This window comes from Xanthomonas sp. CPBF 426 (assembly GCF_903989465.1).
GTDB lineage: Bacteria > Pseudomonadota > Gammaproteobacteria > Xanthomonadales > Xanthomonadaceae > Xanthomonas > Xanthomonas euroxanthea.
Genome location: NZ_LR861805.1, coordinates 1,295,737 through 1,320,766, shown reverse-complemented (window position 1 = coordinate 1,320,766; position 25,030 = coordinate 1,295,737). Strand labels below are relative to the sequence as shown.

Here is a 25,030-nt window from a genome sequence, read left to right as displayed (position 1 = left end):
CCTATAGTTGCGGCGAACCCTGCAATGGATTGACCAATGCACATGATGTCATCCGGCCGGTGCCTGGCCCTTGCACTCGCCGTCGCTGTGACCGGCAGTGCCTGTGCACGGACGCCATCACCCGAACAGAAAAGGACTTCCCCCATGCCAGACCACGTCACCACAGGCCGCACCATCAACGGGCACACCTATTCGGACGCTCCGGTTGACGTAAAGCTGGGGCCGAACACCTTCCGCATCCCCGCCAACTACCTGGACAGCCAGATCGCGCCATGGCCGGGCGAAGGCGTCACGCTGGTCATCGAGTGGCCAGACATGACCCCCACCCCGCCCGGGGCACGGGCCAACCCGCGTACGAATGATTTCCGGAAAGAAATTTCAGTTCGGATCAACTACATCGACCGGGTTCCCATCGAGACATCTTTGGAGCGACACTCGTCCAATGAGGCAATTACCGAAGCCAATTCGGTGGAACGCCGAGATCCGAGGCAGCGCCTTGATCTCCGCCTTGCCCAGCAAGACACTTTGGGCCTGACGCCCTACGCAATAGACGAAGCGAAAATGCTGACGTACTCAAAAGAGTACGAGGACCGCTATGGAAAGCCGCCGATTCGCAACCCCGCCTACGAAGATGACTGGTACGTCGCCCGCGACTCAAGCGGTGGGCTCATCACCTTCATCAAGTGCGACAGCACAAAATTTCGTGGGGATGGCGTGCGGCTGGAGGGATCTGAGGTGGTACACGAAAAAGGCGCTGTTGCTGCAAGTTGTGTCCACTACTTCTCTGACATCGAGAACAAGCTTTCCATCACCCTGAACTATAAGCGCGCCTTCTTGAAAGACTGGAAACACATGGAAGACGCGGTACGGAACGTGCTGGCACGGACCAAGGTGAAGTGATCAGCGCGACTATCAGGAGCAGGACATGAGCGGATTGAGCGAGCAGGATCTGAAGATTCTTTCCAGCTACGCGGACGCGGGCAACCGCGAGCTGTACTGGAACTATCTTTCGCAACTAGATGGTTCAGATGGTTACGGGACGTTGGCGTTAGGCGTGGTGCGCAACGACAGCTTGCCTGGTCGGGTCGCAAATAGTTACGCACAGGATTACGCCAGGACCCAACACGACAACGGCTCGCGTTTTGCCAACGCTGAATTGAGCGAGAGGCAATGGGAAGCATTTGGGCAAACCCTGCTCAAAAAGGATCTTGAAGTCAGACGATACTGGATGAGCGAACACCGCCCGGACCTTGCGCAGAACTTGCCAGGTGCTGACGTCATGCTGGCACACGACCAAGCTTTCCTGGACCATGAGCTCGACCCCAACTGCTGGACCCCACGCGTCCTCCTGCAAGCCGCCCTGGAAAAAAGCGGCCCCCAGAAGCTGGAACAGATATGGACCAACATGCTCGACAACGAGTACGTCGGCGCCACTCGCATCAGCAATACCGGCTACGAGACCTTTGCGCAGATGGGACTGGCGGCCGGCAGCCAGTACCTGGCCAAGCTGGGCACCACCGAGGCGATCCAGATGCTGGAGGGCCGCTCCGCCGTCGACCCCAACGTCATCGGCAGCAACAGCTTCTACGCGATGTACTTCGAGAAAGAACAGAAGTGGGTGAACGTCAGCGCAGGCGGCGGGCATCTGTCCCTGCGCGAAGAAACCAATGCCGGCCGTATCGCCGAACTCGACGATGCCCGCGCCGTGCGCCTGGAGCGGCAGCAGAAAGCTACGCAGTTCCACGAAGACGACCCGTACCGCTCCATCACCCGCAGCCCGTTCACGGCGTCGGCCGACGGCCTGCCGGATCCGACGCAGGCGCCCACCAAACTGACCGATATCGGCCCTGATCACCGCGACTACGCACTGCTGCAGCAGGTGCGTGCGGGTGTAAGCGCGATCGATGCGCAAGCCGGGCGCACGCCGGACGAGAGCAGCGAGCGCCTCATCGCCAGCGTGATGACCCTCGCCCGCCAGAACAACCTGGACCGGGCCGACCATGTGGTGCTGAGCCAACAGACCGCCGACAGCCCGGCCGGCCGCCACGTGTTTGTGGTGCAGGGCGAGTTGAACAACCCGGCGCACCTGCGCGCCCACATGCCGACCGACGTGGCCGTGCAGACGCCGGTGGAGCAGTCGCTGCAGCAGCTGGAGGTGGCCAGTACCGACCGCCAGCAGGCGTTGGCGCAGAGCCAGCAGCAGGAGATGGATACCCGTCAGCGTGAGAGTGCGTCGATGCGCATGGGATAAGGCAGCGCTGCTCAGAGCACCTCCCTGTCTACTTCCGGCCGATCTCGATGCATGACGCGCGGCACTGGCCCTACCGGAGCCGGCCAGTGCAGGTCTGCGCACATCCGCGACAACGCAGCGTGCCCCACGATGACAATGCACCGGCGTAACCGCGCCAGTTGCGCCCCGGCGCCGCTGGAACTCATGGCAAACCAGCAGTCCTCAAACGCCAACGGCCCGGACAAGCCGGGCCGTTGGACGATGCCGCGTCTGGCGTCAGCCGATCAGGCGAACGGGTCCTGCAGCACCATCGTGTGGTCACGATCCGGGCCGGTGGAGACGATGCTGATCGGGCAGCCGGCCAGTTCTTCCAGCGCGCGCAGGTAGGCACGTGCGGCCACCGGCAGCTTGTCCCACTCGGTGATGCCGTGGGTGTTCTCGGTCCAGCCCGGGAACTCCAGGTACACCGGGGTGCACTCTTCCCAGCCCTGCGCGTCCAGCGGGGCGTATTCGGTGCGCTTGCCGCGGTATTCGTAGGCGATGCAGACCTTGAGCTTTTCCATGCCATCGAGCACGTCGAGCTTGGTGATGCACAGGCCGGAGATGCCGTTGATAGCCACCGCACGCTTGAGCGCGACGATGTCCATCCAGCCGCAGCGACGCGGGCGGCCGGTGGAGGCGCCGTACTCGGCGCCGCGGTCGCGAATGCCCTGGCCCACGTCGTCGTCCAGCTCGGTCGGGAACGGACCGCCGCCCACACGCGTGGCGTAGGCCTTGGCGATGCCCAGCACGTAGTCGATGGCGTCAGCGCCCACGCCGGTACCGGCCAGTGCGCCGCCCACGGTGGTGTTGGAGCTGGTGACGTACGGATAGGTGCCGTGGTCGATGTCCAGCAGCGCGCCCTGCGCGCCTTCGAACAGCACGCGTTTGCCCTGCTTGCGCAGGTCGTGCAGGATGCCGGCCACGTCCGACTTCATCGGCTGCACGTAGTCGCCAAAGGCCAGTGCCTCGTCGAAGGTCTTCTGGAAGTCCACCGCTTCCACGCCCAGGTACTTGGTCAGCACGAAGTTGTGGTAGTCCAGCGCGGTGCGCAGCAGCTCTTCCAGCTGCGGCGGGTAGTGCAGGTCGGCGATGCGGATACCGCGGCGGGCCACCTTGTCCTCGTACGCCGGGCCGATGCCGCGGCCGGTGGTGCCGATGGCCTTGCCGCCGGCGGCCTTCTCGCGCGCCTGGTCCAGCGCGATGTGGTACGGCATGATCAGCGGCGCAGCCGGAGAGATCTTCAGGCGCGAGCGCACTTCCACACCGGCGCCTTCAAGCTCGCTGATCTCCTTGATCAGCGCGGCCGGGGAAATCACCACGCCATTGCCGATAAGGCACAGCGCGTCGTCGCGCAGGATGCCGGACGGAATCAGGTGCAAGACGGTCTTCTTGCCATTGATGACGAGCGTGTGGCCGGCGTTGTGGCCACCCTGGAAGCGGACCACCGCACCGATCTCTTCGGTGAGCAGATCGACGATCTTGCCTTTGCCTTCATCGCCCCACTGGGCACCGAGCACGACAACTGACTGACCCATGACGGGTGAACTCCTGAGTTTTGCTGCGGCCATCGGGGCCGCGGGATGGGACCGGTTCACGGCTGGCGGCGTCGCCTGGCGCGCGGCTCCATCGGGGAGCCTTGCAGCGGCGCGTAAAGCCCTGACACGGAAAAAGCCGAACGAGGTGCCCTGTGTGAGCGTGCCCGGCCGGCTTTTGTGCATTATCCGGGTTTCCGGTGACGTGCACTACCCCCGGCGAACGGCGGATCGGGGGCTGGTCGGATTGCCGCTGGCCATCGGTTGCGCGGTGCTCCGGGCGCTGCCGGTCCCTCGCAATCCCAAACCCCCATCGCGGGCCGTAGGAGCGCACCCGGGCGCGACTGCTTCACCGGTAATGCCTGTCGCGCCCCGGTGCGCTCCTACGCTGCCCGTTGCGGTCGGAACCACCCACTCAGTGACGCACAGTCCACAGCGCGATGGCGCCCAGCACCAGGGTCACACCGCCGATGGCACGCAGTTGGGCCGTGGGCAGGCTGAACAGCTGCTCGACCATCCGCTTCCAGGCGGCGGGCGCGGCGAACAGCAGCAGGCCTTCGATGACGGCGATCAGGCATAACGCGGACAGGAACTCGTGCATCAGCAACACCAGGACAAACGTGGGAGCTGCAGTGTGCCCGGTTCGGCAGCCTGCCATGCCCCACCGTAGGAGCGCACCTGGGCGCGGCGGGATTGCCGGTAAAGCAGTCGCGCCCGGGTGCGCTCCTACATGGCGAGGTGGCGTGCCTCGCGAGATCTGCAGACCGCCTGACGCACGACCATTCGATCCACGAAAGGCACCGGATCAACATCCCGACACGCCGCACCTCGTAGGAGCGCACCTGGGCGCGACAGGCATTGCCGGTAAAGCAATCGCGCCCGGGTGCGCTCCTACGAGGATGCCGGGGTTTGGTCACCTCTCAAAGCCAGATTGCGTCCCAGAACGGGTAATCGCCCACGCGGCTGACCAGCCCGGCACGGAGGGGATTGGCGATGAGGTAGCGCGCGGCTGCGTGCAGGTCCTCGTCCTTGCGCAACGCGTGGTCGTGGTAGCTGCGGCTCCAGACCGGTGCGTGATGCTGGCGCTGATCGTTCACCGCGCGCGCTGCACACGCTTTCATGCATGAGACGGCGTTGGCCAACCCGGTGGTGCTTCCAAGCTGCAACAACCAATGCACATGATCCGGCATCAATACCCAGGCCAACAGCCTGGCATCGGAGGGCGTTTCCGCGGTGAACGCGCGGCAGGCCGCTGCGGCCATCAGCACATCTGCGAACACAGGGCGACGCTGCCATGTCGTGGTGGTCAGCAGGTAAGCGCTGTTGGGCGAAGACTGCCTGCCACGGCGCAGCGCGCGATGCCCGGGAGTGTCGATGTTGGCCATGGCACGATGCTGGCGGCCTCGGACCACGCGAGATATCGGCAGTTGCCGCGTTCTGCGCTAGGGATCCATGTGGCGGCTGACTGTCAGAGGCAATCAGCGGGGTCCGCCGGCAAGGCCCGTCGCGCCCGGGTGCGCTCCTACCCGGTCGAGTCTGGCCAACCCGACGGGGAAGGCGCGCCAGGCAGCTGCGGACTCCGGACATACCCACCACCATCGCAGTCCACGAAACGCCATCGGCCCGATCCATCGGCCCACACGCGCCACGCGTAGGAGCGCACCTGGGCGCGACGGGCACTACCGGTAAAGCAGTCGCGCCCGGGTGCTCTCCTACGGTTGGGCGCGCGTCTGTCTGCCCGGCAGTGATAGGCACATACGCCAACGCCCGCGTTCGGCGGGCGTTGTCGTTTCAAGGCATGGCGATCAGCCAGCGATCAACGATCGCTCTTGAGGTATTGCAGGAACGGGTCGTTCTTGTCCAGCACCACCACGCCGTTGCCGTCGGTCATGGAGCCGCGGTACGCCTCCAGGCTGCGATAGAACGCGTAGAACGACGGATCCTTGGCACCGGCCTGGCCGTAGATGCGGGCGGCGTCGGCATCGCCTTCGCCGCGCAGCTTCTGCGCATCGCGCTCGGCGTCGGCCACGATCACCGTGGACTCGCGGTCGGCCTGGGCGCGGATGGTCAGGGCCTGCTCTTCGCCTTCGGCACGCAGCTTGCTGGCTTCCTGCTTGCGCTGGGCGCGCATGCGCTCGTAGACGTCGGTGATCACCTGGCTGTCGGTCGGCAGGTCGATCTGCTTGATGCGCAGGTCGGTGATCTGCATCCCCAGGCCCTTGATGGCGCCGTTGATGCCCTTGAGCTGGTTGGCGATCAATTCGCTGCGGTCGCCGGAGACCAGCTGCTGCAGGGTGCGCGAGTTGATCTGGTTGCGCAGCGAGTCGGTGATGATCGGGGCCAGGCGCGAATTGGCGACCGACTCCTCGCCACCGGTGGCGCGATAGAACGCCCGCACGTCGGAGATGTAGCCGATGGCGAAGAAGTCCACGCTGACGTCTTTCTGCTCGGCGGTGAAGTAGCGCGCCGGGGCGGTGTCCAGCACCTGGAAGCGGCGATCGAACACGCGCACCGATTCCACCACCGGGATCTTGAAGTGCAGGCCGGGCTTGAGGTCGGCACGCACCACACGGCCCAGGTTGAGCACCATGGCGGTCTGGTCCTCGCGCACCACGAACACCGAGCCCATCAGGGTCAGCAACACGGCGACGATCAGGCCGATGACTAGCGAATTCTTCATTATTCGGTTCCCTCACGGCCGGTCGGGCGCGGGCCGCGCTCCGGATTGCGGATGCCCTCGCTGCCGCCACTGGTTTGCGGCGGATTCAACAGCACATCCTGCGGCACCATCGACGGCATGCCGCCGTTGCCCGTAGTGCCGCTGTTGCTGGCGGACTTGCCGGCGTCGGCCGGCAACGGCACGTAGATGACCTGGCGGCCATCGCTGCCGATCACCTTGCGGTTCTCCGACAGCACCTTCTGCACGGTTTCCAGCCACAGGCGCTTGCGCGTGACCTCGGGGGCGTTGGCGTACTGCTCCTGCAACAGCGTGAAGCGATCGGCGTCGCCCTCGGCCTTGGAGATCACCGCCTGCTTGTAGCCTTCGGCGCCGGTCCGGGTGCGCGCACCCTGGCCGCGTGCCTCGGGCACCACCTTGGCGGCGTAGGCCTGGGCTTCGTTGATCAGGCGCTCGCGCACCTGCTGGGCGCCGTTGACCTCGTCGAAGGCCGGCTTCACTTCTTCCGGCGGGCGGGCGTCGGGCAGGGTCACGCCGGTGACGGCCAGGCCGGTGTTGTAGGCGTCCAGTGCCGCCTGCAGGCGATCCTTGGAGGCAATGGCCAGCGGGCCACGGTTGTTGAGCACGGTATTGAGATCGGAACGGCCGACCTGCTCACGCACGGCACTCTGCGCGGCCTGCTCCAGCACCAGATCGGCATTGCGCGAACCGAACAGGTACTTGCGCGGGTCGCTGATCTGGTACTGCACGTTGAGCGAGACGTTGACGATGTTCTCGTCGCGGGTCAGCACCGGCACCTGGTTGCTGAAGGTCTTGATCTCGGTGGCGTTGACCTTGCGCACCGACTCGACCGGCCAGGGCAGCTTGAAGTTCGGGCCGGGCTGCAGGATGCGCGAGAACTGGCCGAAGCGCAGCACCACGCCGCGCTGCTGTTCGCCGATGAGCTGGAAGCTGGAGAACAGCACCATCAGCACCACCGCGACCAGGATCCAGCGCCCCACGCCACCATCGAACAGCTCTTTCAACGGGGCGGGCAGATTGCCCCAGCCACCACCGTTGCCACCACCGCGCGGGCCCCAGGACCTGCGACGGTTGGGGTCCGGGCCGTCTCCGCCCTTGTTGCCGGGTGTGTTCCAGGCCATGCACGCTCCATGATCGAGGGGCTGTGCGGGCCAGTCCCGCAGTGCCGCCGTGTTGTTTGATTCGCTGATTCTACTAGATGGGGCAGACCGACCGTTTTGAAAGGCCCCAATTGGTGCATCCCGGTTTAGCCGCTGGGGTGAATCGAGCAGATGGCCGGGTTCGCAGACGGGGAAGGACACGCTGTCAGCGCGATCTGGGGGCAAGCACCGGGCGCGCGTTCTGGAGTTGGCCAATGGTGATCACGCCGAGACTGGACGCGGACCCGGCCTGCGATGCGCTGCACGATGACGCCGACGACATCGTGCTGCTCGCTGACGCGTGGCCATTGTCAGTCGACCGATCCGGCGTCTGGCCTGGCTGGATAGCCCAGGGTCGCGGTCAGGCCAAGCAACCGCTGCGCTTTGCCGACCCCGGGTTGCGGCGCAGGATGCCGCCGATGGCAGGCGAGCATCGGTGTCCAAACGGCACTGGCGGCGCAGCTGACGTTGGCATCAGCGCTGAGGGGCATGCGGCTGGGGCGATGCTGCGCTGGCACGACGCAGTCCGGAACGCGTCCGCCAACCCTGCTTCCCCCTCGTCGCCGCACTCACGCCATCGGCGGTTCGTCTTTCTGGTTGAACACGCGCTCCATCACTTCCAGCAACTCATCTTCGGAGAACGGCTTGGTGATGTAGGCGCGTGCGCCCTGGCGCATGCCCCACATGCGATCGGTGTCCTGGTCCTTGGTGGTCACCAGGATCACCGGGATGTGCTGGGTGGTCGGCTCGCGCTTGAGCGTGCGGGTGGCCTGGAAGCCGTTGAGGTTGGGCATCACCACATCCATCAGCACCAGATCCGGGAGTGACGACTTGGCCGCTTCCACGCCGGCGGCACCATCGGTTGCAGTGATGGTCTCGTGCCCCAGCTTCTCGACGATGCGCTGAATCCCCAGCAGCTGCGACGGCGAGTCGTCGACGATCAGAATGCGTGCCATGTGTTTCCCCTAGTGTGCGCGGCGAGTGTAGTGCGCCGGCCGCGCTTGCGGTAGCTGGGCCAGGCGGTGCGCCCGGCGATGCCGTTACGAGGCGTGATCCGGTGGCGCGGCGCGATCGCCTCAGCCAACACTTACTACGTTGGACAGGACGCAGTTGGATGCAACAACGTCGCAGAAAGCCGCTCGCCGACGTATTACGTGCATGCTGCCCTGCCCTCAATCCCTCATCGATACGAGGGGGACGACGGGTCCCTTCTCCCATCAGGAGAAGACAGCGCCGATGAGGGGACGGCGGCGATTCAACCGCGCAGATCGACGTTCACCATTACACCGCCTGCCCACCGAACCCTCACCCATTTCCCGCGTCACCCCACGCCGCCTACACCGATTCGCCGAACGCCTTGGCCAGGTTGCGGTAGGCCTTCTTCTGCGCATCGTCGGTGGGGGCCGGGGCCAGGATCTCCAGCTCCACGATCTGGTCGCCCGGGGTGGTGCCCGGCAGGCCGCGGCCGCGCAGGCGTAGCTTGCGGCCGGCGTCGGAGTCGGCCGGCACCTTCAATTCCACCGCCCCGCCCAGGGTCGGCACGCTGATCGTGGTGCCCAGTGCCGCCTGCCAGGGCATGACCTGCAGGGTGTACAGGATGTTGCGCCCGTCCACCTCGAACTGCGGGTGCGCGGCGTATTCGATCTCCAGCAGCAGGTTGCCGCCGCCATTGCCCTGCCCGCTCAGGCGGATCACCTGGCCAGGCTGCACACCCTTGGGCACGCGCACGTCCAGCTGCTTGCCGTTGATGGTGATGCGCACGCTGTCGCCCGCGTACACCGCTTCCAACGGCACCGCCAGCTTGGCGCGGGTATCGCCGCGCGCCTGCGGCCCTGCGCCGGCACCAGCCCCCGGGCCGCGCGGACGGCCGCCGCGCTGGCCGGCAAACAGGCTTTCGAAGAAATCGCTGAAGCCGCCACCGGCGCCGCCATTGCCGAACACTTCCTCGAAGTCGTAGCCCTGCCCGCCGCCGTAGCTGGGCGGGGCCTGGAACTCGTCGCCCGGGCGGAAGCCCTGTGCCTTGAGCTGGTCGTAGGCCTTGCGCTTGGCCGGGTCGCGCAGCGCCTCGTAGGCTTCGTTGATGGCCTTGAACTTGTCTTCGGCGCCGGCTTCCTTGCTGACGTCGGGGTGGTACTTGCGCGCGAGCCGGCGGTAGGCGGTCTTGATTTCCGCATCGCCTGCGCTGGGCTCCACGCCCAGCGTTGCGTAGTAATCCTTGAATTCCATCTAATCACCTCTGAAAAAAACGGCCCGCAGCCGAGGCCACGAGCCAGTCATATCGCAGCCGGGCGGGCAACCGCACCTATTCTACGGTGCGGTTGCCGCCGGGAAGCGAAGCAGGCCGCTTCGCTCCAGGTTTTGCGGCCTTACTGCACGGTGCCGCCGCTGGTGTCCTGGCCGGTGCCGACCTGGATGCGGCGCGGGGTGGCCGCCGGGCGCTTGGGGATGCGGATTTCCAGCACGCCGTTATGGCCGGCGGCGGTGATGCCGTCGTGGTCGGCACTGTCGGGCAGCGCGAAGCGGCGGTGGAAGCTGCCGTAACGGCGCTCGATGCGCGAGAAACGCTCGGTCTCGGTGCTGGACTCGCTGTTGCGCTCGCCCTTGATCGACAGGATGCCCTTGTCCATCTGCACCTCGATCTGGCTGGGGTCGATGCCCGGCAGGTCGGCATACAGCACGAAGTGGTTGGGCTCTTCCTTGATGTCCACGCGTGGCACCCACTGCGCGGTCACCACCGCCGATTCGTCGGTGTCGCCGTTGTGCTCGAAGAAACGGTCGAACACGTGCTTGATCTCGTTTTGCAGCGCGTGGGTGGGCCACTGGGGATAACGAACGATGTTCATTGCGAGCCTCCAAAAGGTTGGGTGAGGGGCCGGCTGCCGCGGCGTGCGCACGTTGCGCCGGCCATGTGCGTCAGATAGGCGTGCGGCTGCGGATTTCAAGCGCGTTGACGCGCTTTTCCCCTGCCCCTTTCTAGAATTCGTTCAGCCACAGGAGCCCGCCCCATGACCATCCACGTTGGTGACCGCATTCCCGAAGTCGTGCTCAAGCGCCTGCGTGAGGGCATCGAGGCGGTCGACACCCACAGCCTGTTCGCGGGGCGCAAGGTGCTGCTGTTCGCGGTACCGGGCGCCTTCACCCCGACCTGCTCGGCCAAGCACCTGCCCGGTTATGTGGAGCACTTCGATGAATTCCGTAAACGCGGCATCGAGGTGCTGTGCACCGCGGTCAACGACCCGTTCGTGATGCAGGCCTGGGGCCGCAGCCAGCTGATTCCCGACGGCCTGCACCTGCTGCCCGACGGCAACGCCGAACTGGCCCGCGCGCTGGGCCTGGAGATCGACGCCAGCGGCTCGGGCATGGGCCTGCGCTCGCGCCGCTACGCGCTGTATGCCGATGATGCCGTGGTCAAGGCCTTGTTTGTCGAAGAACCTGGCGAATTCAAGGTGTCTGCCGCCGATTACGTGCTGCAGCACCTGCCCGATTGATGCATTGATTCCCCCCGTCCACTCAGAAGGAAACCGGCCAGCCATGTCTACCCAGCCAGCCAAGCAACTCCCCGGCATTACCGATACCGCCACCTTGCGCAACCGCGCACGCCAGAGCATCGAAGACGGTGCCATCACCGAGAGCTACCACGCCGACCGCGAGGCGGTGATCGACCTGCTCAACACCGCACTGGCCACCGAATACGTGTGCACCCTGCGCTACTACCGCCACTACTTCATGGCCAAGGGCATGCTTGCCGACGCGGTCAAGGGCGAATTCCTGGAGCATGCGCAGCAGGAACAGGAACACGCGCACAAGCTTGCCGAGCGCATCGTGCAACTGGGCGGCGAACCGGACCTCAACCCGGACACGCTGACCAAGCGCTCGCATGCCGAATACAAGGAAGGCACCGACCTGCGCGACATGGTCAGGGAGAACCTGATCGCCGAACGCATCGCCATCGACAGCTACCGCGAGATGATCGACTTCATCGGCGACAAGGACACCACCACCAAGCGCATCCTGGAAAGCATCCTGGCCCAGGAAGAAGAGCATGCCGACGAGTTTGCGGACCTGCTGGAAGGCTGGATCGGCGAGTGAGTTGAGCGAGCCGCGTGATTGCAATGTAGCGATGCGTTGCCATCGATGGTGGCGTCGCATCGACGACGACATCGACGTCGACGTCGAAGATAAGTCGAAGTCGAAGTCGAAGTCGAAGTCGACTCGATGATGCAACAGACAGGGCGCCGAGAGCGCCCTGTCTATTTTCGTGCCCAAGCGCCGCGTAGGAGCGCACCCGGGCGCGACGGGGCGTTACCGGGAATGCCCTGTCGCGCCCGGGTGCGCTCCTACGGGGTTGCCGGCCACCGCACATGCCCGTTACCGACCCGGTCAGCGCAATACGCGAAAGCGCAGCTGTGTCCAGGCACCGTCGCTGGCCATTGCGGTGAGCGTATGCGTGCCGACTTCCGCGAAATCGCGCTGAAATCCCTGGCGTCCGTTGGTCTGTGCGATCCAGCGGCCGTCCAGCAACCAGTCGATGCGCGCGTCGCTGCCCAGCGCACGCAGGTGCAGGCGCACCGGGCGCGATGCGGCGTTGGCACGCGCCAGCGTGGCGCGATCGCTCAGCCCGTCGATCCGCAGCACGCCGCCACCGGTCATGCGTCCATCCGGCAGACAGTCCGCGGCCAGTGGTGGCAGTTGCGCAGCCTTGCGCTCGGCCGCACTGAGCCAGGGCGACACCAACGCCGGCCAGCGTGCCACGGCCTGCGGCACGCGCTGATGCGGCTGGCTGCACTCCTGCGACAACCGCTGCCCGCTGCGCGCATCCACATCGAAATGCAGCTGCCCGCCGTGCCATAGCCGCGCATCGCGTTCGGCAAAGGTGGGCGGTACGGCGCCATCGAGCACGTAGGCGTCGGCGCGGCGTGCGCATTGCGCCGGTGGTGTCTGATCGGCCGCGCCGCCGAGCGGCCAGCAGATGGCCAGCGCCTGCACCGTGGGCGGCATCGGCACCGGCGCGCTGTCGCCGGCGCTGCGGGGCAAGGCGTCGATGACCTCGAACATCAACGGCAACGCGGTGACGGCGCCGTACTGGCCGGGCAGCGGCGTGCCGTCCGGCCGCCCCACCCACACCCCGACCGTGTAGCGGCGCGTGCCGCCGATCGCCCACGCATCGCGGTAGCCGTAGCTGGTGCCGGTCTTCCAGGCCACGCCCGGGCGCGCAGTGGTGTCGAAGGTCCCGCCGCCATACCCGGGGCGCGGATTGCTCTGCAGGATCTCGCGCACGATCCAGGCCGCGCCCGGCGACATCAGCCGGCGCTCGATGCGCGGATCGTCCGGCGTGTAGCGCACACGCCCAGCGATACCGCCGCGATTGAGCGCCGCAAAGGCACCGACCAGCTCCTGCAGTTGCGCACCGGTGCCGCCCAATATCAATGCAAGCGACGGCGTGCTGCCATGTGCGAAACGCAGGCCGATGCCGGCATTGGACAGCCGCGCGGCAAACCGCGCCGGGCCGATCCGGTCGAGCAGGTCCACCGCCGGCACGTTCAACGACAACCGCAACGCCGTCGCCGCGCTCACCGGGCCATTGAAGGCCGCATCGAAATTGCCGGGCCGGTAGCTGCCAAAGCTCTGCGGGGCATCCACCAACAGGCTTTCGGAATGGATCACCCCATCGTCCAGGGCCATGCCATACAGGAACGGCTTGAGGGTGGACCCGGGCGAGCGCCAGGCCTGCACCATGTCCACATGCCCCAGCCGCTTGCGGTCGCCGAAGCTGGCCGAACCCACATACGCGCGCGCTTCCATGCTGGCGTTGTCCACCACCAGCAAGGCGGCCGAGGTGCGCTCGGGCAGCTGCGAGAAATAGGTGGCCACGCGCTCCTCCAGGGTGCGCTGCAGTTCGACATCCAGCGTCGTGACGATGCGCGCTGCACGCGGTTGCACGCCGTGCAGCCGCTGCGCGAGCAAGGCCGCATGCAATGGCGGTGTGAGCGAGCGCGTCACCACCGGCTCGATCCGCGCATCGTCCACCTGCGCGCGCGACCACACCCCCAGCTCCACCATGCGATCGAGCACCTTGTCGCGCGCGCGTTGCGCGGCCTCGGGATGGCGATCCGGGCGCAGGCGGCTGGGCGATTGCGGCAATACCGCCAGCAATGCGGCTTCGGCCTGCGACAAGGCCTTGGCCGGCTTGCCCAGATACGCCCAGCTGGCCGCTTCCACGCCTTCGATGGTGCCGCCGTAGGGCGCGCGCTCGAGATACAGCGTCAGAATCTCGCGCTTGCTCAGGTGCGCTTCCAGCTGCAGCGCGCGCAACAACTGCTTGACCTTGCCCCACGGTGTGCGCGTGTGCGGGTCCAGGATGCGCGCCACCTGCATGGTCAGCGTCGAGCCGCCGGAGACGATGCGCCCCTGCCCGATCCACTGCCCGCCGGCACGCAGCAGGCCCCACGGATTGACCCCAGGATGGCGCCAGAACCAGCGGTCCTCGTAGTTCAGCAACGCCTGCAGGTACAGCGGCGACACACTCTGCGGGCTGGCCGGATAGCGCCACACCCCGTTGCGGTCGGCGAAGGCGCGCAACGGCGTGCCATCGCGTGCCACCACCAGCGTGGAGGTGTCGCGCGACTTGGGCAGTGGCAGCGGGAAGGCCAGGTCCAGCAGCAACACGGCAGACAGCAGTGCCACGGCGCCCCAGCGTAGCCCTGTCAGCCAGCGGCGGCCATGCCGGGCCACACCATCGTCGCCAGCGGCGCGTTCCTGCGTCCGGTCGGTCCTTGCCTGCACGTGCTGCTGCTCATCCATCCTGCCAAGGATGCAGGGCAAAACGCATTTCGGCCACTATCGCGCGGCATGCTGTGGCAACGCGCGATCAACGTTGCTGCACGCTGCTGCCTTACGCGAGGACACGCGCGTTAGCCCACGCCCGCCGCGCGCAGCGGGCGAGGCGGCCGTGCAAACAACCGCAACAAGCCCATCGCCAGGAATACCGCAGACAGGCGCAACGCAATGCCGAGCCAGCCGCTGGCCGCCGAATCGGAGACCGAAAAGACCGTCCAGGCCGCGTTGAGCGAGACATGCAACACCCAGCCGCTCCAGATCGTGTAGCCATCCTGCGCGTCCACGATGGCAAACAGCAGCGCACCGATACCGGTTATGGCGAAGATCAACAACGCCTCGCCACCTCCACCGCCGGCCCCGAGCCAATGCACGCCGCCAAACACAAGCGCCTGCACCAGCGCGGCGATCGCCGGGCGCCATGCCAGCGCACGGCAGGCAAAGACGAAGCCGAAACCGCGAAAGACGATTTCTTCGGCCAGCGGAAACAGCAGTGCCAGCCACAGCAGGCCAAGCAGATCGTCGGTACCGACTGAGCTGGACTGCGTCCACAGCCCAAGCCAGCACGGCAGTGTGGCCAGCAACGTCAGCGCAGGGCCACGTATGCCGTTCCAGCGCAGCCCCAGACGCGCCGCGAGTTCGCCTGGCATGCCAGGACGTAGCAATGCCGCTGCGACCAGCACGACCACCACGCTGAGCAGATTGTCGGCAATCCCGCCGCCGTAGGGCACCGGAATTTTCGGGATTGGAAAACCAAGGGCCTTGGCCACATCACGCACCTGCAGCGCGACCAGCAGCACCACCAACCAGACCGCATGCCGACCGACACGGCGCGGGAGTGTATCGAGCAGCATGCAGACGTCCTTGCGTGCAAACAGCGGGTGACTATACCGCTGGCGGCGACATCGGCGCAGCGTCCGGGGTTGATGTGGTGCGACCAGACCCGGTTCGCATCGCGCGCCAGCTGCCTGCCGCAATGCAATGGGCCGCCTACTGCTGCTCCAGCGCGGCGCGATAACGCAGCAAGGCTTCCGGCGCGTCGGTCTGGATGATCGACACGCCATCGCGGTACAGGCGGCCCCAGACCTTGTCCGGGTCGCGCACCGCATCGGCGTCGCCACCGTAGCCGGCAATGAAGCCGCCCCACAGCGAGTTGACCATCAGCCGCACCTTGTGCGTCTTGCTCACTGCAACCAACGCCGGCAACTGGGCTGGCGACATCCTGGGCAGCTCGAACGCAGCCGGATGTGCGTTGCGCGTCTGCGCAGTGGCAATCGCCGCCAGATCGGCAGTGCCATGTGCATTGATCAGGATCGGGAAGAAATAGACCTTGTCGAACGGCAGCATCGCGGCCAGTGGCGGCGTGGCGATGCCGGCTTCGGCCTTGACGATCACCTGGTGCTGCATGCCGGCACGGGCAACCGCATCGACCACCTGCACGTAGATCGCGTCCTTGACGTCCAGGTTGAGCAGGATGTGGCCCTTGGAGGCGGCCAGCATCTGCTCGAGCGTGACCACGCGTTGGTCGGTCAGCGGCGCCTGCGCGCCACCTTCGTCGCTGCGCAGCCGCAATTTTTGCAGGTCGGCCAGGGTCAGCTCGGACAGCTTGCCGGTGCCGTCGGTGGTGCGGTCCACGGTGGCGTCGTGCAGCATCACCAGGGTGCCATCGGCGGCGCGGCGCACGTCGGTCTCCATCACGTCGGCGCCGATGGCGATGCAGCGCTCCAGTGCGGCCAGCGAGTTCTCCGGCGCGCTGTCCTTGAAACCATGCTCCGGTGCCGGCGCATGGCAACCGCGATGGGCCACCACCACGATACCGCCGCCGGGATTGCTCAGCCGGGCCTGGATCGCGGCGACGCCGCCAGGTGCTGCGCTGGCAGGGGTGGCAAGTGCCGCGCCCAGCATAGCCGCGACGGCGGCGACAGAACGTAAGGTCATCGAACAACTCCGCTTGTAGGATTAACAGAATGACTGCGCTTTTTGTCAGGAGGGCGCGGCAGGCAGAGACGGTGCGAGATCTGCCATGCACAGATCTCGCTTGCTCCACGTTGCCCGTACGCTACCGACGTCCGCGCCGCAGTATGTTCGCCGCGCCTAGAGCGTCGGCGTAAAACGCAGGCCGAACCAGTAGGTCGTTGGCACCGAATAACTGTCCTTGAGCAGGTTCTGCCCGGGACCGGTGACGCTGGTGATGCGGCTGTGGGTGAGGTTGCTGACCTGGCCGATCAGGCTGAGCTGCTTGCTGATGGCATAGGTGGCGGTGAAATCCAGCTGCGAACGCGGCGACCAGTACAGATCCTGCCAGTCGATGTTGCTGACGATGGCGCGCAAGGCCTTGCCCTGGCGATTGTAGGCCGCACGCAGCTCCAGCCCGCCGGTGTTGTAGAACAGCGTGGCATTGGCGGTGTAGTCCGGCTGGCCGACCAGGTTGTCGAGCTTGCGCTCGCGCTGGCGCACGTTGCTGCCGCTGCCGACGCTGTAGGGCACATCCAGGCTGCCATCGAGCACCGCAACATTCGCGCTGAAACCGACCCCGCTCAGCCATGGCGCAATCGGCGCCAGGGTGTTGACGATGCCGTTGAATTCCACGCCGCGGATGCGCGCCTTGGCAGCATTGGCCGGCGTGCTGATAAGCGCGTTGGCATAGGTGGTGCCGTCGAAGCTGAAGCTGTCGGTGCGCGAGAGCGTAAAGATCTCGTCCTGGATGCGCTTGTCGAACACGGCCACGGACGCGAACGCGTCGAAATCGCCGGGCAGGCGCCATTCCAGCGACAGATCCAGGTTATTGGATACACGCGGCTTGATGTCCGGGTTGCCGATGGTGACGGTGACGCCTTGCGCATTCGGGTTGCCGGCATCGGCGGTGTTGACGAAGCCGATCGAAGTGCGCGCCGCATACGCATCGTATGGCGGGCGGCCGAGCGTACGGCTTGCGCCGGCGCGCAAGTCCAATGCATCGCTCAGGTGGTAGGTCATGATGGCCGAGGGCAGCAGATAATCGTAGTCCGCGTTGGTCGGGTTATCGATATACACATAGCGATTGGTCGCGGTATCCAGCTGCCGCTGGCGGCCGACCGTGTTGAGCCTGGTGCTGTCGAAATGCAGGCCGCCTTGCACGTTGAAACGTTCGCTGCGATAGCTGACCAGCCCATAGCTGCCGACGGTCTTTTCGGTATGGGTGAAGTTGTCCTGGTTGCTGAAGGCCTGCTGGTCGGTGCTGTTGAACGCGCTCAGCGGCGTGGCGGCCAACGCGCGATTGGCCTTGTCGGGATCGATGGTGATCAGGTTCAGGCCGGCATAGCGCATCGGCGCCCGGCCGGTGCCCGCCACATCGGCCAGGCCCAACGCCGGCGCACTGGTATTGGGCTGGTACTCGACGCGATAGATATCGTAGGACGGTCTGTCGGTGGTATACGACACGCCTGCCGCAAAGCCGATGCCCTGGTCGCTCTCGCCCTGGTTGAACCCATAGTCGAGCCGGCCGGTGAGAATGCGATCGGCGGCGGTGCGTTTGTAGTCCGGGCGCCAGTACGACAGGCTGTAGTTGCCCAGATCGTTATAGGCCTGCGGCGACACCCCGAAGCGCTGGTCGACGCCGGAGGTGTCGTAGTTGAACGCGTAATCGGGCGTGGCATTGACGGTCACGCCGCTGCCGGTCTGGCCCACCGCTACCGGCGCGGCGCGGGTGATGCCGGTGGCGTACTTGATCATGCGGATCGGCTCGTCGTAGGTCGCATCCGACCACGCCCCGCGCGCGGAGAACTGCTGCCGGTCGGTGGGCCGCCAGATCGTGCCCAGTTGCGCGACCTTGGTACGCGTGGTGACGATCTGGTTCGAGTAGCCCACTTCGATATCGCCACCGGGGTAGCTGCCGGAGGTGGCGGTCTGGTTGAACACCTGGCCACGGTTGCGCGGGTCGATGATGACCTCGTTGCGCTCCATGTTGTCCTTGAAATAGTAGTAACCGGCCGTTGCATAGGCCTCGAGCGCGGCACTGGGATGCACCTCGAACTTGCCGGTGACACCGTAACGGTCGCGCTGGTTCTGCACGTACCAGTACTTGTCCTGCTGCGGCACCGCCCAGCCATTGCCGAGATTGGCGCCGGTCTGCAGCACGCCGTTGGTGTCGTAGAACCCGTAATGCACCGTGTCGGTGGTCATGTGGGTTTCGGTGTAGCTGCTCAGCGTCTGGTAGTTGGCCGACAGCGTAAAACCGTACTGCTGCTCGCTGCCGAAGGTGCGGCTGCCGGTGGCGTTCAAACGATAGCCGGGGTCGTCCTGATCACGCGGCTTGCCGACATCGTTGGCGTGGCCGAGTGCGGCTTCGGCGCTGAAGAACGGCTTGCCGCCGTTTTCGAATGCGCTGCGTGTCTTGAGGTTGATCGCCCCGCCGGTCGCATTGGGATCCAGGTCGGGCGTGAAGGTCTTGACCACCTGCAACTCGCTGACCATCGATGCCGGCAGCAGATCCAGCCGCACGCCGCGCGTGATCGAGCCGAGCGTGCCGTTTGGCGTGCCGGGCGAGGCGATGGTCAGCCCGTCGATGGTGACGTTGTTGTAGGACGGGCCCAGGCCGCGCAGCACCGGTGTGGCAGCCTCGTCGCGCGGATGCTCGTTGTCGGTGGCCGGCAATACCGACAGGCCGGGCACGCGGCGCAGTGCTTCGACGATGGTGCTGTCGGGCAAGGCGCGCACATCGGTGGCGCTGATCACATCGGTGATGTTGGTCGCCGCGCGCTTGCTTTCCACCGCGGCGGCATTGGCACGGCGCACGCCGGTGACCTGCATGGCGTCGAGCGTCTGCACGCCGGTTTTGCTGGTGGTGGCCGGTGCGTCGGGGTCGGCTGCATCGCCTTGCGACGCTACTGGCGATACCGTCGATGTAGCCGATGCAGAAGCTATCGATGCAGCGTCTGAGGAATCTGCAGATGCCTCTACTGACAACGCAGAGCGTTGCTTTGCAGCCGCAACGTCGGCATCGGGCGTGGCAGCCTTGTCATTGTTAGCTGTCGCTTCGGACGTGGTTGCCTCGTCATTATTCGCTGTAGCTGCGCTCGTTAATGGGCTCGCGGTCGCGCCCCTCGCCGTAGAAGACGCTTCAGCTGAGGCGTCGGCTGGCATCGCCGCACGCTCGCTTGCGTAGGCCTGCAAAGCAGGCGAACAGGCCGCAATGGTCACGGCGAGAACGGACAGGGGCAAACGGTACGAATCGGAGCGCTGCATGGAATCCCGGGATCGCGCAGCAAGGACGCCGCGCCGATGAGAAAGCACGCCACCGTAGCCAGCAAAAATGACCCTTGCGTGTCGCTGGCATCGCATCGAAAAGACAGTGCGCAACGATGTCGCTGGATGCGAAGCAGGCAGTTGGCAGTTCGCGAAAACCTTCTGAGTGACGCGGGAAAACCCCTCCCCCTCCGGGAGAGGGGTTGGGGTGAGGGTACGGGGCGAAGCCACCCGGCGGTGAATGACATGAGGCTTCGCACGTACCCTCCTCCGCCCCTGCGGGGCACCTTCTCCCGAGGGGAGAAGGGAGAGTTTCGGTGGCCCGCCAGGGGATGGCGCGACCCTACGGCTGCACCACCGTCATCGTCGCCGGCGTGCTGCGCCCCACGCCGCGCAACTCGGGGCGGTACATGTCTTCCACCAACGATGGCGGCACCGTATACGTGCCCGGGGTGACGGCGCGCACCAGGTAATACAGCTGCGCTTTGCTGCCCGAGGAGAGCGCCAGCGCGGCCACATAACGGTCGTCGCGGAACTCTTCGTGCTTGACATCGGCGGCGCTGGAACGCTCGCTGATGCCGATGCCGTCCACCACCACGTCGGCCCACTGTTTGGCATCGCCGAGATTGAAGTTCTCGATCTCCAGCCCGGCCGGCAACAGGTCGGTCAGCAGTGCGTCGGGCATGTCGCTGTTGGCGGTGATGGCCACGCGCACGATCAACGCCTCGCCTTCCTTCAATGCACGCGGCGTCCACGGTTTGCCGTCGGTGGTGTACCAGCTGCGCTCCACGCTGAGGGTGCGCGTGTCCGGCTCCGGCGCGCTGCGCGGGATGCCGGCCACTTCCAGGCTGGCGTACATCGGGGCCTCGCCCTGCGGCGCGAACTGCACGCCGCGCGCCAAGGCGGCGCTGTCGAAACTGCGCCCGAACAGGCGCGCCGGCGCGATCTGCTGCGTTTCGCCGCCCACGCTCAAGGTGCCGGAGACCTGCTTGCCCTGCCCGACCATCAAGGCCTTGCCCAAGCGCGCCAGAGCCACCTGCTCCTGCGTGCTCAGCCACAGCCAGCCGGTGGCGCGTCGTGCATCCAGCGCACGGCCCAGCGCGACAGCGCGGGTGTCGTACTCGGGCCTGGACAGGCCACGCTCGTGCAGCAGCGCCATCATCAAGGCATCGTCGCGGATCGCGCTGCCGTAATCGGCGAAGTACGACGGGCGTTCGCTGCTGTCCTTGGCAAAACCGGCCTTGATCGCCGCCTGCCCACGCTTGGTGTCGCCCTGCAGCGACAATGCCGCCCCCAGATGCACCAGCGACAGACCGGTCAGCGCCTTGTCGCGCTGGTTGTCGTACAGCGCACGCAGCGTGCCCAGCGGGGCGCGGTTGACGCGTGCCAGCACGTAGCCGGACCAGGCCTGGTTGGCGAACTTCAGGCTATCGCGGCGATCCTGCCCGTAGAACTCGTTGCCGCCGGACAGCAGGTCCTCGCTGAGCCGATTGAGCGCCTTCTGCAGCACGTTGTCGGGCACCGCAAAACCGGCGTCTTTGGCATCGAGCAGGAACTCGGCGATGTACGGGGTCAGGCCCGGATTGACGTAGCCGTCGTCGCCCCACATCGAAAAATGCCCGCTGGCGATCTGCATCGAGGCCAGGCGACCGAACGCGCCTTCCATGCGCTCGCGGCGTTTGGCCGCCTCCAGCCCCTTGGTGCCCAGCGCCCGGGCGGTGGCGTCGTCGAGCAACAGCGCGGCGTAGCCCTTGCTGGTGGTCTGCTCGGCGCAGCCATACGGATAGTCCAACGCACCCTGCAGGGCGCTGGCGAACGGAATCGGCGGCAGCGGGCTGACCACCATGCGCGCGGTCACCGAGCCGGCCATCAGGCCATCGGCAAAGCCGCTGTCCAGGCTGACCGGTGACAGCGGATCGAGCACGCGCGTCTGCGCACGCAACACCTGCGGCCAGCCGGCACGCACCGGCAGGTCGTAGCTGCGGTCGGCCTTGAAGCCGTTGCCGTCCACGCGCACACGCACCTTGGCCACGCTATAGCCTTCGGTGGCGCTCAGCGGGAAGCTCAGTGTCTGCTTGGCATCCGCACCGAGCTTGACGCTGCGCGCGGCCTCGGCAATGGCCAGTGGGCCGATCCCGTCCACACGCACGTTGAACTCGCCCGGCTTGCCGGTGAAGTTCTGCACGTCCAGCGTCACCGTGCTGCGGTCACCCGGCGCCATCACGCGCGGCATGCTGGCCTCGGCCAGGATCGGCGCGCGCACCACGGTTTCCATGGACTGATTGCCGAACCGCGTCTCCGAATACACCAATGCCGAGACCCGCAAGGTGCCGTTGAAATCCGGCACCGGCAGTTGCACGCGTGCATTGCCCCGGGCATCGAGTTTCACTGAGCCGGAGAACAGGTCCACGGTCTGCACGCGCGCGGTCGGGCGCTTGGCTTGCGGCAAGGCTTCCAGCGCCATGTCGCCGCCGAACTTGAGCTTGCCGCTGGCGCCTTCGAAGCTTTCGATCACCCGCCCGTAGATATCGTAGGCATCGGTACCCAGGCGTCGCTGCGCGAAGAACTGCGCATTGGCATCGGGCACCGGGAAACGGGTGATGTTGAGGATGCCCACGTCCACCGCCGAGATGGTCACGTGCGCCGCCTTGCCGGCCAGCTCCGGCACGCTCACCGTCACCGGCAAGGCCTGCTCGGGGCGCATCTGCTTGGGTGCCGCCAGGCCCACCGCCACACGCCGCGCCTTGCGGTCCATCGGCACATACGCCACGCCCACCGCGCGCGCCGGGGTGATCTTGCTCGGCGCGCTGCCGCCGCGGAACACCAACGCGGTGACGTACACATCGTGGCGTTCCCAGGCCTCGGTGACCGGAATGTCGAACGTGCTCCCCGGCTTAACGTCGATGTCCTGCACGTACAGCAGCTTGTCGCTTTCCACCAGCAACACGCCCTTGCCGGCATGCGGCGGGGTCAGCGTGACGGTGAGCGTGTCGCCGGCGCGGTAGCCGGTCTTGTCCAGCGCCAGCTTCACCTTGTCCGGGCGCGCGTCCAGGCCGCGGTTTTCGTCGTTCCAGCTCCAGCCGGCGCGGAACGGGTAGCGTGTGGTCAGCCCGGTGGCCGGGTCGAACACGTCCAGGCGGTACTCGCCCCACTCCACCGGAAACTCGAGCTTGGCGTTGCCGCCGGCGATGTCGAGCGTGCGCGTGTCCTTGTTCTCGAAGCGGCGGGTGAAGTCGTAATCCCAATGGTCGTCGGTGTAGTTCCAGTGGTAGTCGCGTAGCTCGCGCACCAGCGTGGCCTTCAGGCCCTTGGCCGGTTGCGGCTTGCCATCGGCATCCACGCGGGTGAGTTCGAAGCGTGCGGTGCCATTGGCATCGGTGCCGTCCTTGTCGTCGAACAGGGGGCGCACGCCGACCAGCGCCTTGGCCGGCCACAGCACGCGCTTGACGGTGCGGGTGACGGTGCGCCCGCCGGTCTCGTAGACGCTGCCCGAGACCACCGCGGCAATCGTGCTGACCGGCCTGGCTTCGGCCGGCAGCGCAATGTCTTCGCGCAACACGCCGTCGCTGCCGAACGTGGTATCGATCACGTCCTTGGCTTCGCGCGGCAGCTCCAGCGTGGGGTCGCCGAAGAACCAGCCCGGCAAGGAATCGAGCGGATGCTGCTCGACGCTGACCGCAAGCTTGGCGGTGAAGCGGTTGCCATCGGCCGGCGCGCCATACAGGTACGCGGCATTGGCGAGCAGCGTGAACGGCTGGCCGGCGCTCAGGGTCTTTTGTGTGCTGTCCAGATCCAGCTTCATGCGTTCGGGCAGGAACTCTTCCACGCGCACGCTCATGCCCTGCACGGCGTCCTTGCTGGTCGGATCGGTGCGGAATTCCACCTGCCAGCGACCGGTCGGCGCATCGGCCGGGATCTGCTGGCTGAACTCGAAATAGCCCTGCTCGCCCGGCTGCAGCCGGGTCTCGCGGAAGGTCTTGCCGTCCGGCTGCTTGAGTCGCAGGAACACCGGCTGCGGCTTGGTGGGCTTGCCGTCGTTGTCGCGCAGGATCGCCGACACGCGCATGGTCTCGCCGGGGCGATACAGGTCGCGGCCGGCCCAGGCGAACACGTCGAACCAGGCGCTTTCGCGCCCGGCCACCGCGAATTCGCTCAGGTCCAGCGCCGGCTGGTTAAACGGCAGCACCGAGATATCGGTCTTGCTGCGCGCCACCAGCACATGGCCGGCATCGAGCGTGTAATTGAGCAGCGCATTGCCGTTGCCGTCGGTGGCACCCTTGAGGAACAGCTCGCCCTTGGCATCGAGGATGCGCACTTCCACGTTCTTGATTGGCTCGCCGCTCTGCAACGAGGCGGTGTGCACGAACAGCTTGTCCTTGTAGGCGCGCGTATGCAGGCCGATGTCGCTGACGGTGAAGAACGCCGTCTCCTGTTCGTTCTCGAAGCTGCCGGCGCGCTTCATCACCGCAAAGTACAAGCCCGGCTCTTGCAGCTCCTTGATGTCCTGCGTGGGCAGGTAGGTCAGCACGCGCTCGTTCTGCTTGCCGCCCAGGATGAAACGGTTGACGTACACCGGCTCGGCCAGCCTGGACAGCGGTTGTTTGTCGTTGTATTCGCTCTCCAGCTCCCAGCTGCCGCGACGGCCGCCGCGCTGGAACTGCTGGAAGAACGCCGGCAGTGACTTCTCGCGCACACGCAGGAACTCCACGTCCACTTCCGGCACGTTGACCGACACCACCGGCAGGCCGCGGCTTTCGCGCGCCGGCAGCACGCTGCCTTGCGAGGCGAACCCGGCCACCGGCTTGAGCGCGCCGGTGTAGACCTTCTGCTTGAGCGGCTTGCCCAGGCGGCTGCCATCGGCCGCCAACAGGTTGGCGTCGACCAGCACGGTGTAGTCCTTGGCCGCTTCCACGTACGGGTAGCGCAACGTCTTGCCATCGTCGGACAGCGTCCAACTGCTGTCGCCGGTGCCGACCTTTTCCTCGAAGCGCACCAGCGCATCGAAGTCCTGGGTGCCGACCAGCGGCCGCGAGAATTCCAGCGCCAGCGACAGCCCGTCGCTGGTCTGGTCGGGATAGGCGCGCGCCAGCACAAAACCGGTGATCGCCTGCTTGTCGGCCTTGATCGCCTCGCCGCTGGCGGCAGGCAACTGGCCGCTTTCGTTGCGCTTGCACGCCACCGCGCCGATCGCCACGCACAGCACTACCACCCACAGCAACATGCGCCGCGTGCCCGACCACCTCATCCCTGATTCCCTGCTGTCCATTCGCGCTACCCCATGACTGAGGACGTAAGTATAGCGATGCCGTTCACGTCACCGATGGCGGCATGA

General features: G+C 66.2%; 17 protein-coding genes. 4 read left to right on the top strand and 13 right to left on the bottom strand.

Annotated elements, in window-relative coordinates; all coding sequences use genetic code 11:
* Window positions 1–36 precede the first annotated feature (36 nt).
* Together H7A87_RS05685 and H7A87_RS05680 are read left to right on the top strand one after the other, a co-directional pair.
* The gene (locus H7A87_RS05685) at window positions 37–900 is read left to right on the top strand and encodes a hypothetical protein (RefSeq protein ID WP_119129176.1); all 864 of its coding nucleotides are present in this window, start codon (window positions 37–39) and stop codon (window positions 898–900) included.
* A 25-nt stretch (window positions 901–925) separates the two neighbouring features.
* Window positions 926–2,251: an XVIPCD domain-containing protein gene (locus H7A87_RS05680; RefSeq protein ID WP_180496900.1), complete on the top strand. Its 1,326-nt coding sequence runs from the start codon at window positions 926–928 to the stop codon at window positions 2,249–2,251.
* Window positions 2,252–2,514: 263 nt separating this feature from the next.
* Here the strand turns inward: H7A87_RS05680 and H7A87_RS05675 are convergent, their stop codons facing one another.
* The 8 genes from H7A87_RS05675 to H7A87_RS05640 form a co-directional block, all read right to left on the bottom strand.
* Complete coding sequence (locus tag H7A87_RS05675; protein ID WP_115047915.1) at window positions 2,515–3,807, bottom strand: adenylosuccinate synthase; 1,293 nt, start codon at window positions 3,805–3,807, stop codon at window positions 2,515–2,517.
* Between the two features lie 412 nt (window positions 3,808–4,219).
* On the bottom strand, window positions 4,220–4,405 hold the full coding sequence (locus H7A87_RS05670; RefSeq protein ID WP_119129255.1) for a DUF2065 family protein: 186 nt from the start codon (window positions 4,403–4,405) through the stop codon (window positions 4,220–4,222).
* A gap of 319 nt (window positions 4,406–4,724) precedes the next feature.
* Window positions 4,725–5,189, bottom strand: a complete 465-nt coding sequence (locus H7A87_RS05665; protein WP_119129175.1) for a transposase — start codon at window positions 5,187–5,189, stop codon at window positions 4,725–4,727.
* A 431-nt stretch (window positions 5,190–5,620) separates the two neighbouring features.
* A complete protein-coding gene (locus H7A87_RS05660; protein ID WP_039523939.1) occupies window positions 5,621–6,484 on the bottom strand; it encodes a protease modulator HflC in 864 nt (287 codons plus the stop codon).
* Window positions 6,484–7,623 carry an FtsH protease activity modulator HflK gene (gene hflK / locus H7A87_RS05655; RefSeq protein ID WP_104649797.1) on the bottom strand — a complete coding sequence of 380 codons (1,140 nt, stop codon included), beginning with the start codon at window positions 7,621–7,623 and terminating at the stop codon, window positions 6,484–6,486. Before hflK ends, H7A87_RS05660 begins: the two co-directional genes overlap by 1 nt.
* Before the next feature lie 587 nt (window positions 7,624–8,210).
* The gene (gene pilH, locus H7A87_RS05650; RefSeq protein WP_115676308.1) at window positions 8,211–8,597 is read right to left on the bottom strand and encodes a twitching motility response regulator PilH; all 387 of its coding nucleotides are present in this window, start codon (window positions 8,595–8,597) and stop codon (window positions 8,211–8,213) included.
* A 379-nt stretch (window positions 8,598–8,976) separates the two neighbouring features.
* Complete coding sequence (locus tag H7A87_RS05645; protein WP_104582351.1) at window positions 8,977–9,867, bottom strand: DnaJ C-terminal domain-containing protein; 891 nt, start codon at window positions 9,865–9,867, stop codon at window positions 8,977–8,979.
* Between the two features lie 140 nt (window positions 9,868–10,007).
* Complete coding sequence (locus tag H7A87_RS05640) at window positions 10,008–10,484, bottom strand: Hsp20/alpha crystallin family protein (protein WP_119129174.1); 477 nt, start codon at window positions 10,482–10,484, stop codon at window positions 10,008–10,010.
* Between the two features lie 162 nt (window positions 10,485–10,646).
* Between H7A87_RS05640 and H7A87_RS05635 the strand changes: the two genes are divergently transcribed.
* Window positions 10,647–11,129: a peroxiredoxin gene (locus H7A87_RS05635; RefSeq protein ID WP_104582349.1), complete on the top strand. Its 483-nt coding sequence runs from the start codon at window positions 10,647–10,649 to the stop codon at window positions 11,127–11,129.
* A 43-nt stretch (window positions 11,130–11,172) separates the two neighbouring features.
* On the top strand, window positions 11,173–11,730 hold the full coding sequence (locus H7A87_RS05630) for a ferritin-like domain-containing protein (RefSeq protein ID WP_104582348.1): 558 nt from the start codon (window positions 11,173–11,175) through the stop codon (window positions 11,728–11,730).
* Between the two features lie 291 nt (window positions 11,731–12,021).
* Here H7A87_RS05630 and pbpC read toward each other — a convergent pair whose 3' ends face one another.
* The 5 genes from pbpC to H7A87_RS05605 all read right to left on the bottom strand — a co-directional run bounded on the left by pbpC (window position 12,022) and on the right by H7A87_RS05605 (window position 24,943).
* Window positions 12,022–14,373 carry a penicillin-binding protein 1C gene (gene pbpC, locus H7A87_RS05625; RefSeq protein ID WP_321186790.1) on the bottom strand — a complete coding sequence of 784 codons (2,352 nt, stop codon included), beginning with the start codon at window positions 14,371–14,373 and terminating at the stop codon, window positions 12,022–12,024.
* A 179-nt stretch (window positions 14,374–14,552) separates the two neighbouring features.
* Window positions 14,553–15,329 (bottom strand): CPBP family glutamic-type intramembrane protease, encoded by a 777-nt coding sequence (locus H7A87_RS05620; protein ID WP_232087929.1) that lies wholly within the window; start codon window positions 15,327–15,329, stop codon window positions 14,553–14,555.
* 136 nt (window positions 15,330–15,465) lie between these two features.
* A complete protein-coding gene (locus tag H7A87_RS05615; protein WP_180496899.1) occupies window positions 15,466–16,413 on the bottom strand; it encodes a glycerophosphodiester phosphodiesterase family protein in 948 nt (315 codons plus the stop codon).
* A 156-nt stretch (window positions 16,414–16,569) separates the two neighbouring features.
* Complete coding sequence (locus H7A87_RS05610) at window positions 16,570–19,698, bottom strand: TonB-dependent receptor (RefSeq protein WP_119129172.1); 3,129 nt, start codon at window positions 19,696–19,698, stop codon at window positions 16,570–16,572.
* A 343-nt stretch (window positions 19,699–20,041) separates the two neighbouring features.
* Complete coding sequence (locus H7A87_RS05605) at window positions 20,042–24,943, bottom strand: alpha-2-macroglobulin (RefSeq protein ID WP_180496898.1); 4,902 nt, start codon at window positions 24,941–24,943, stop codon at window positions 20,042–20,044.
* Between the last annotated feature and the right edge of the window lie 87 nt (window positions 24,944–25,030).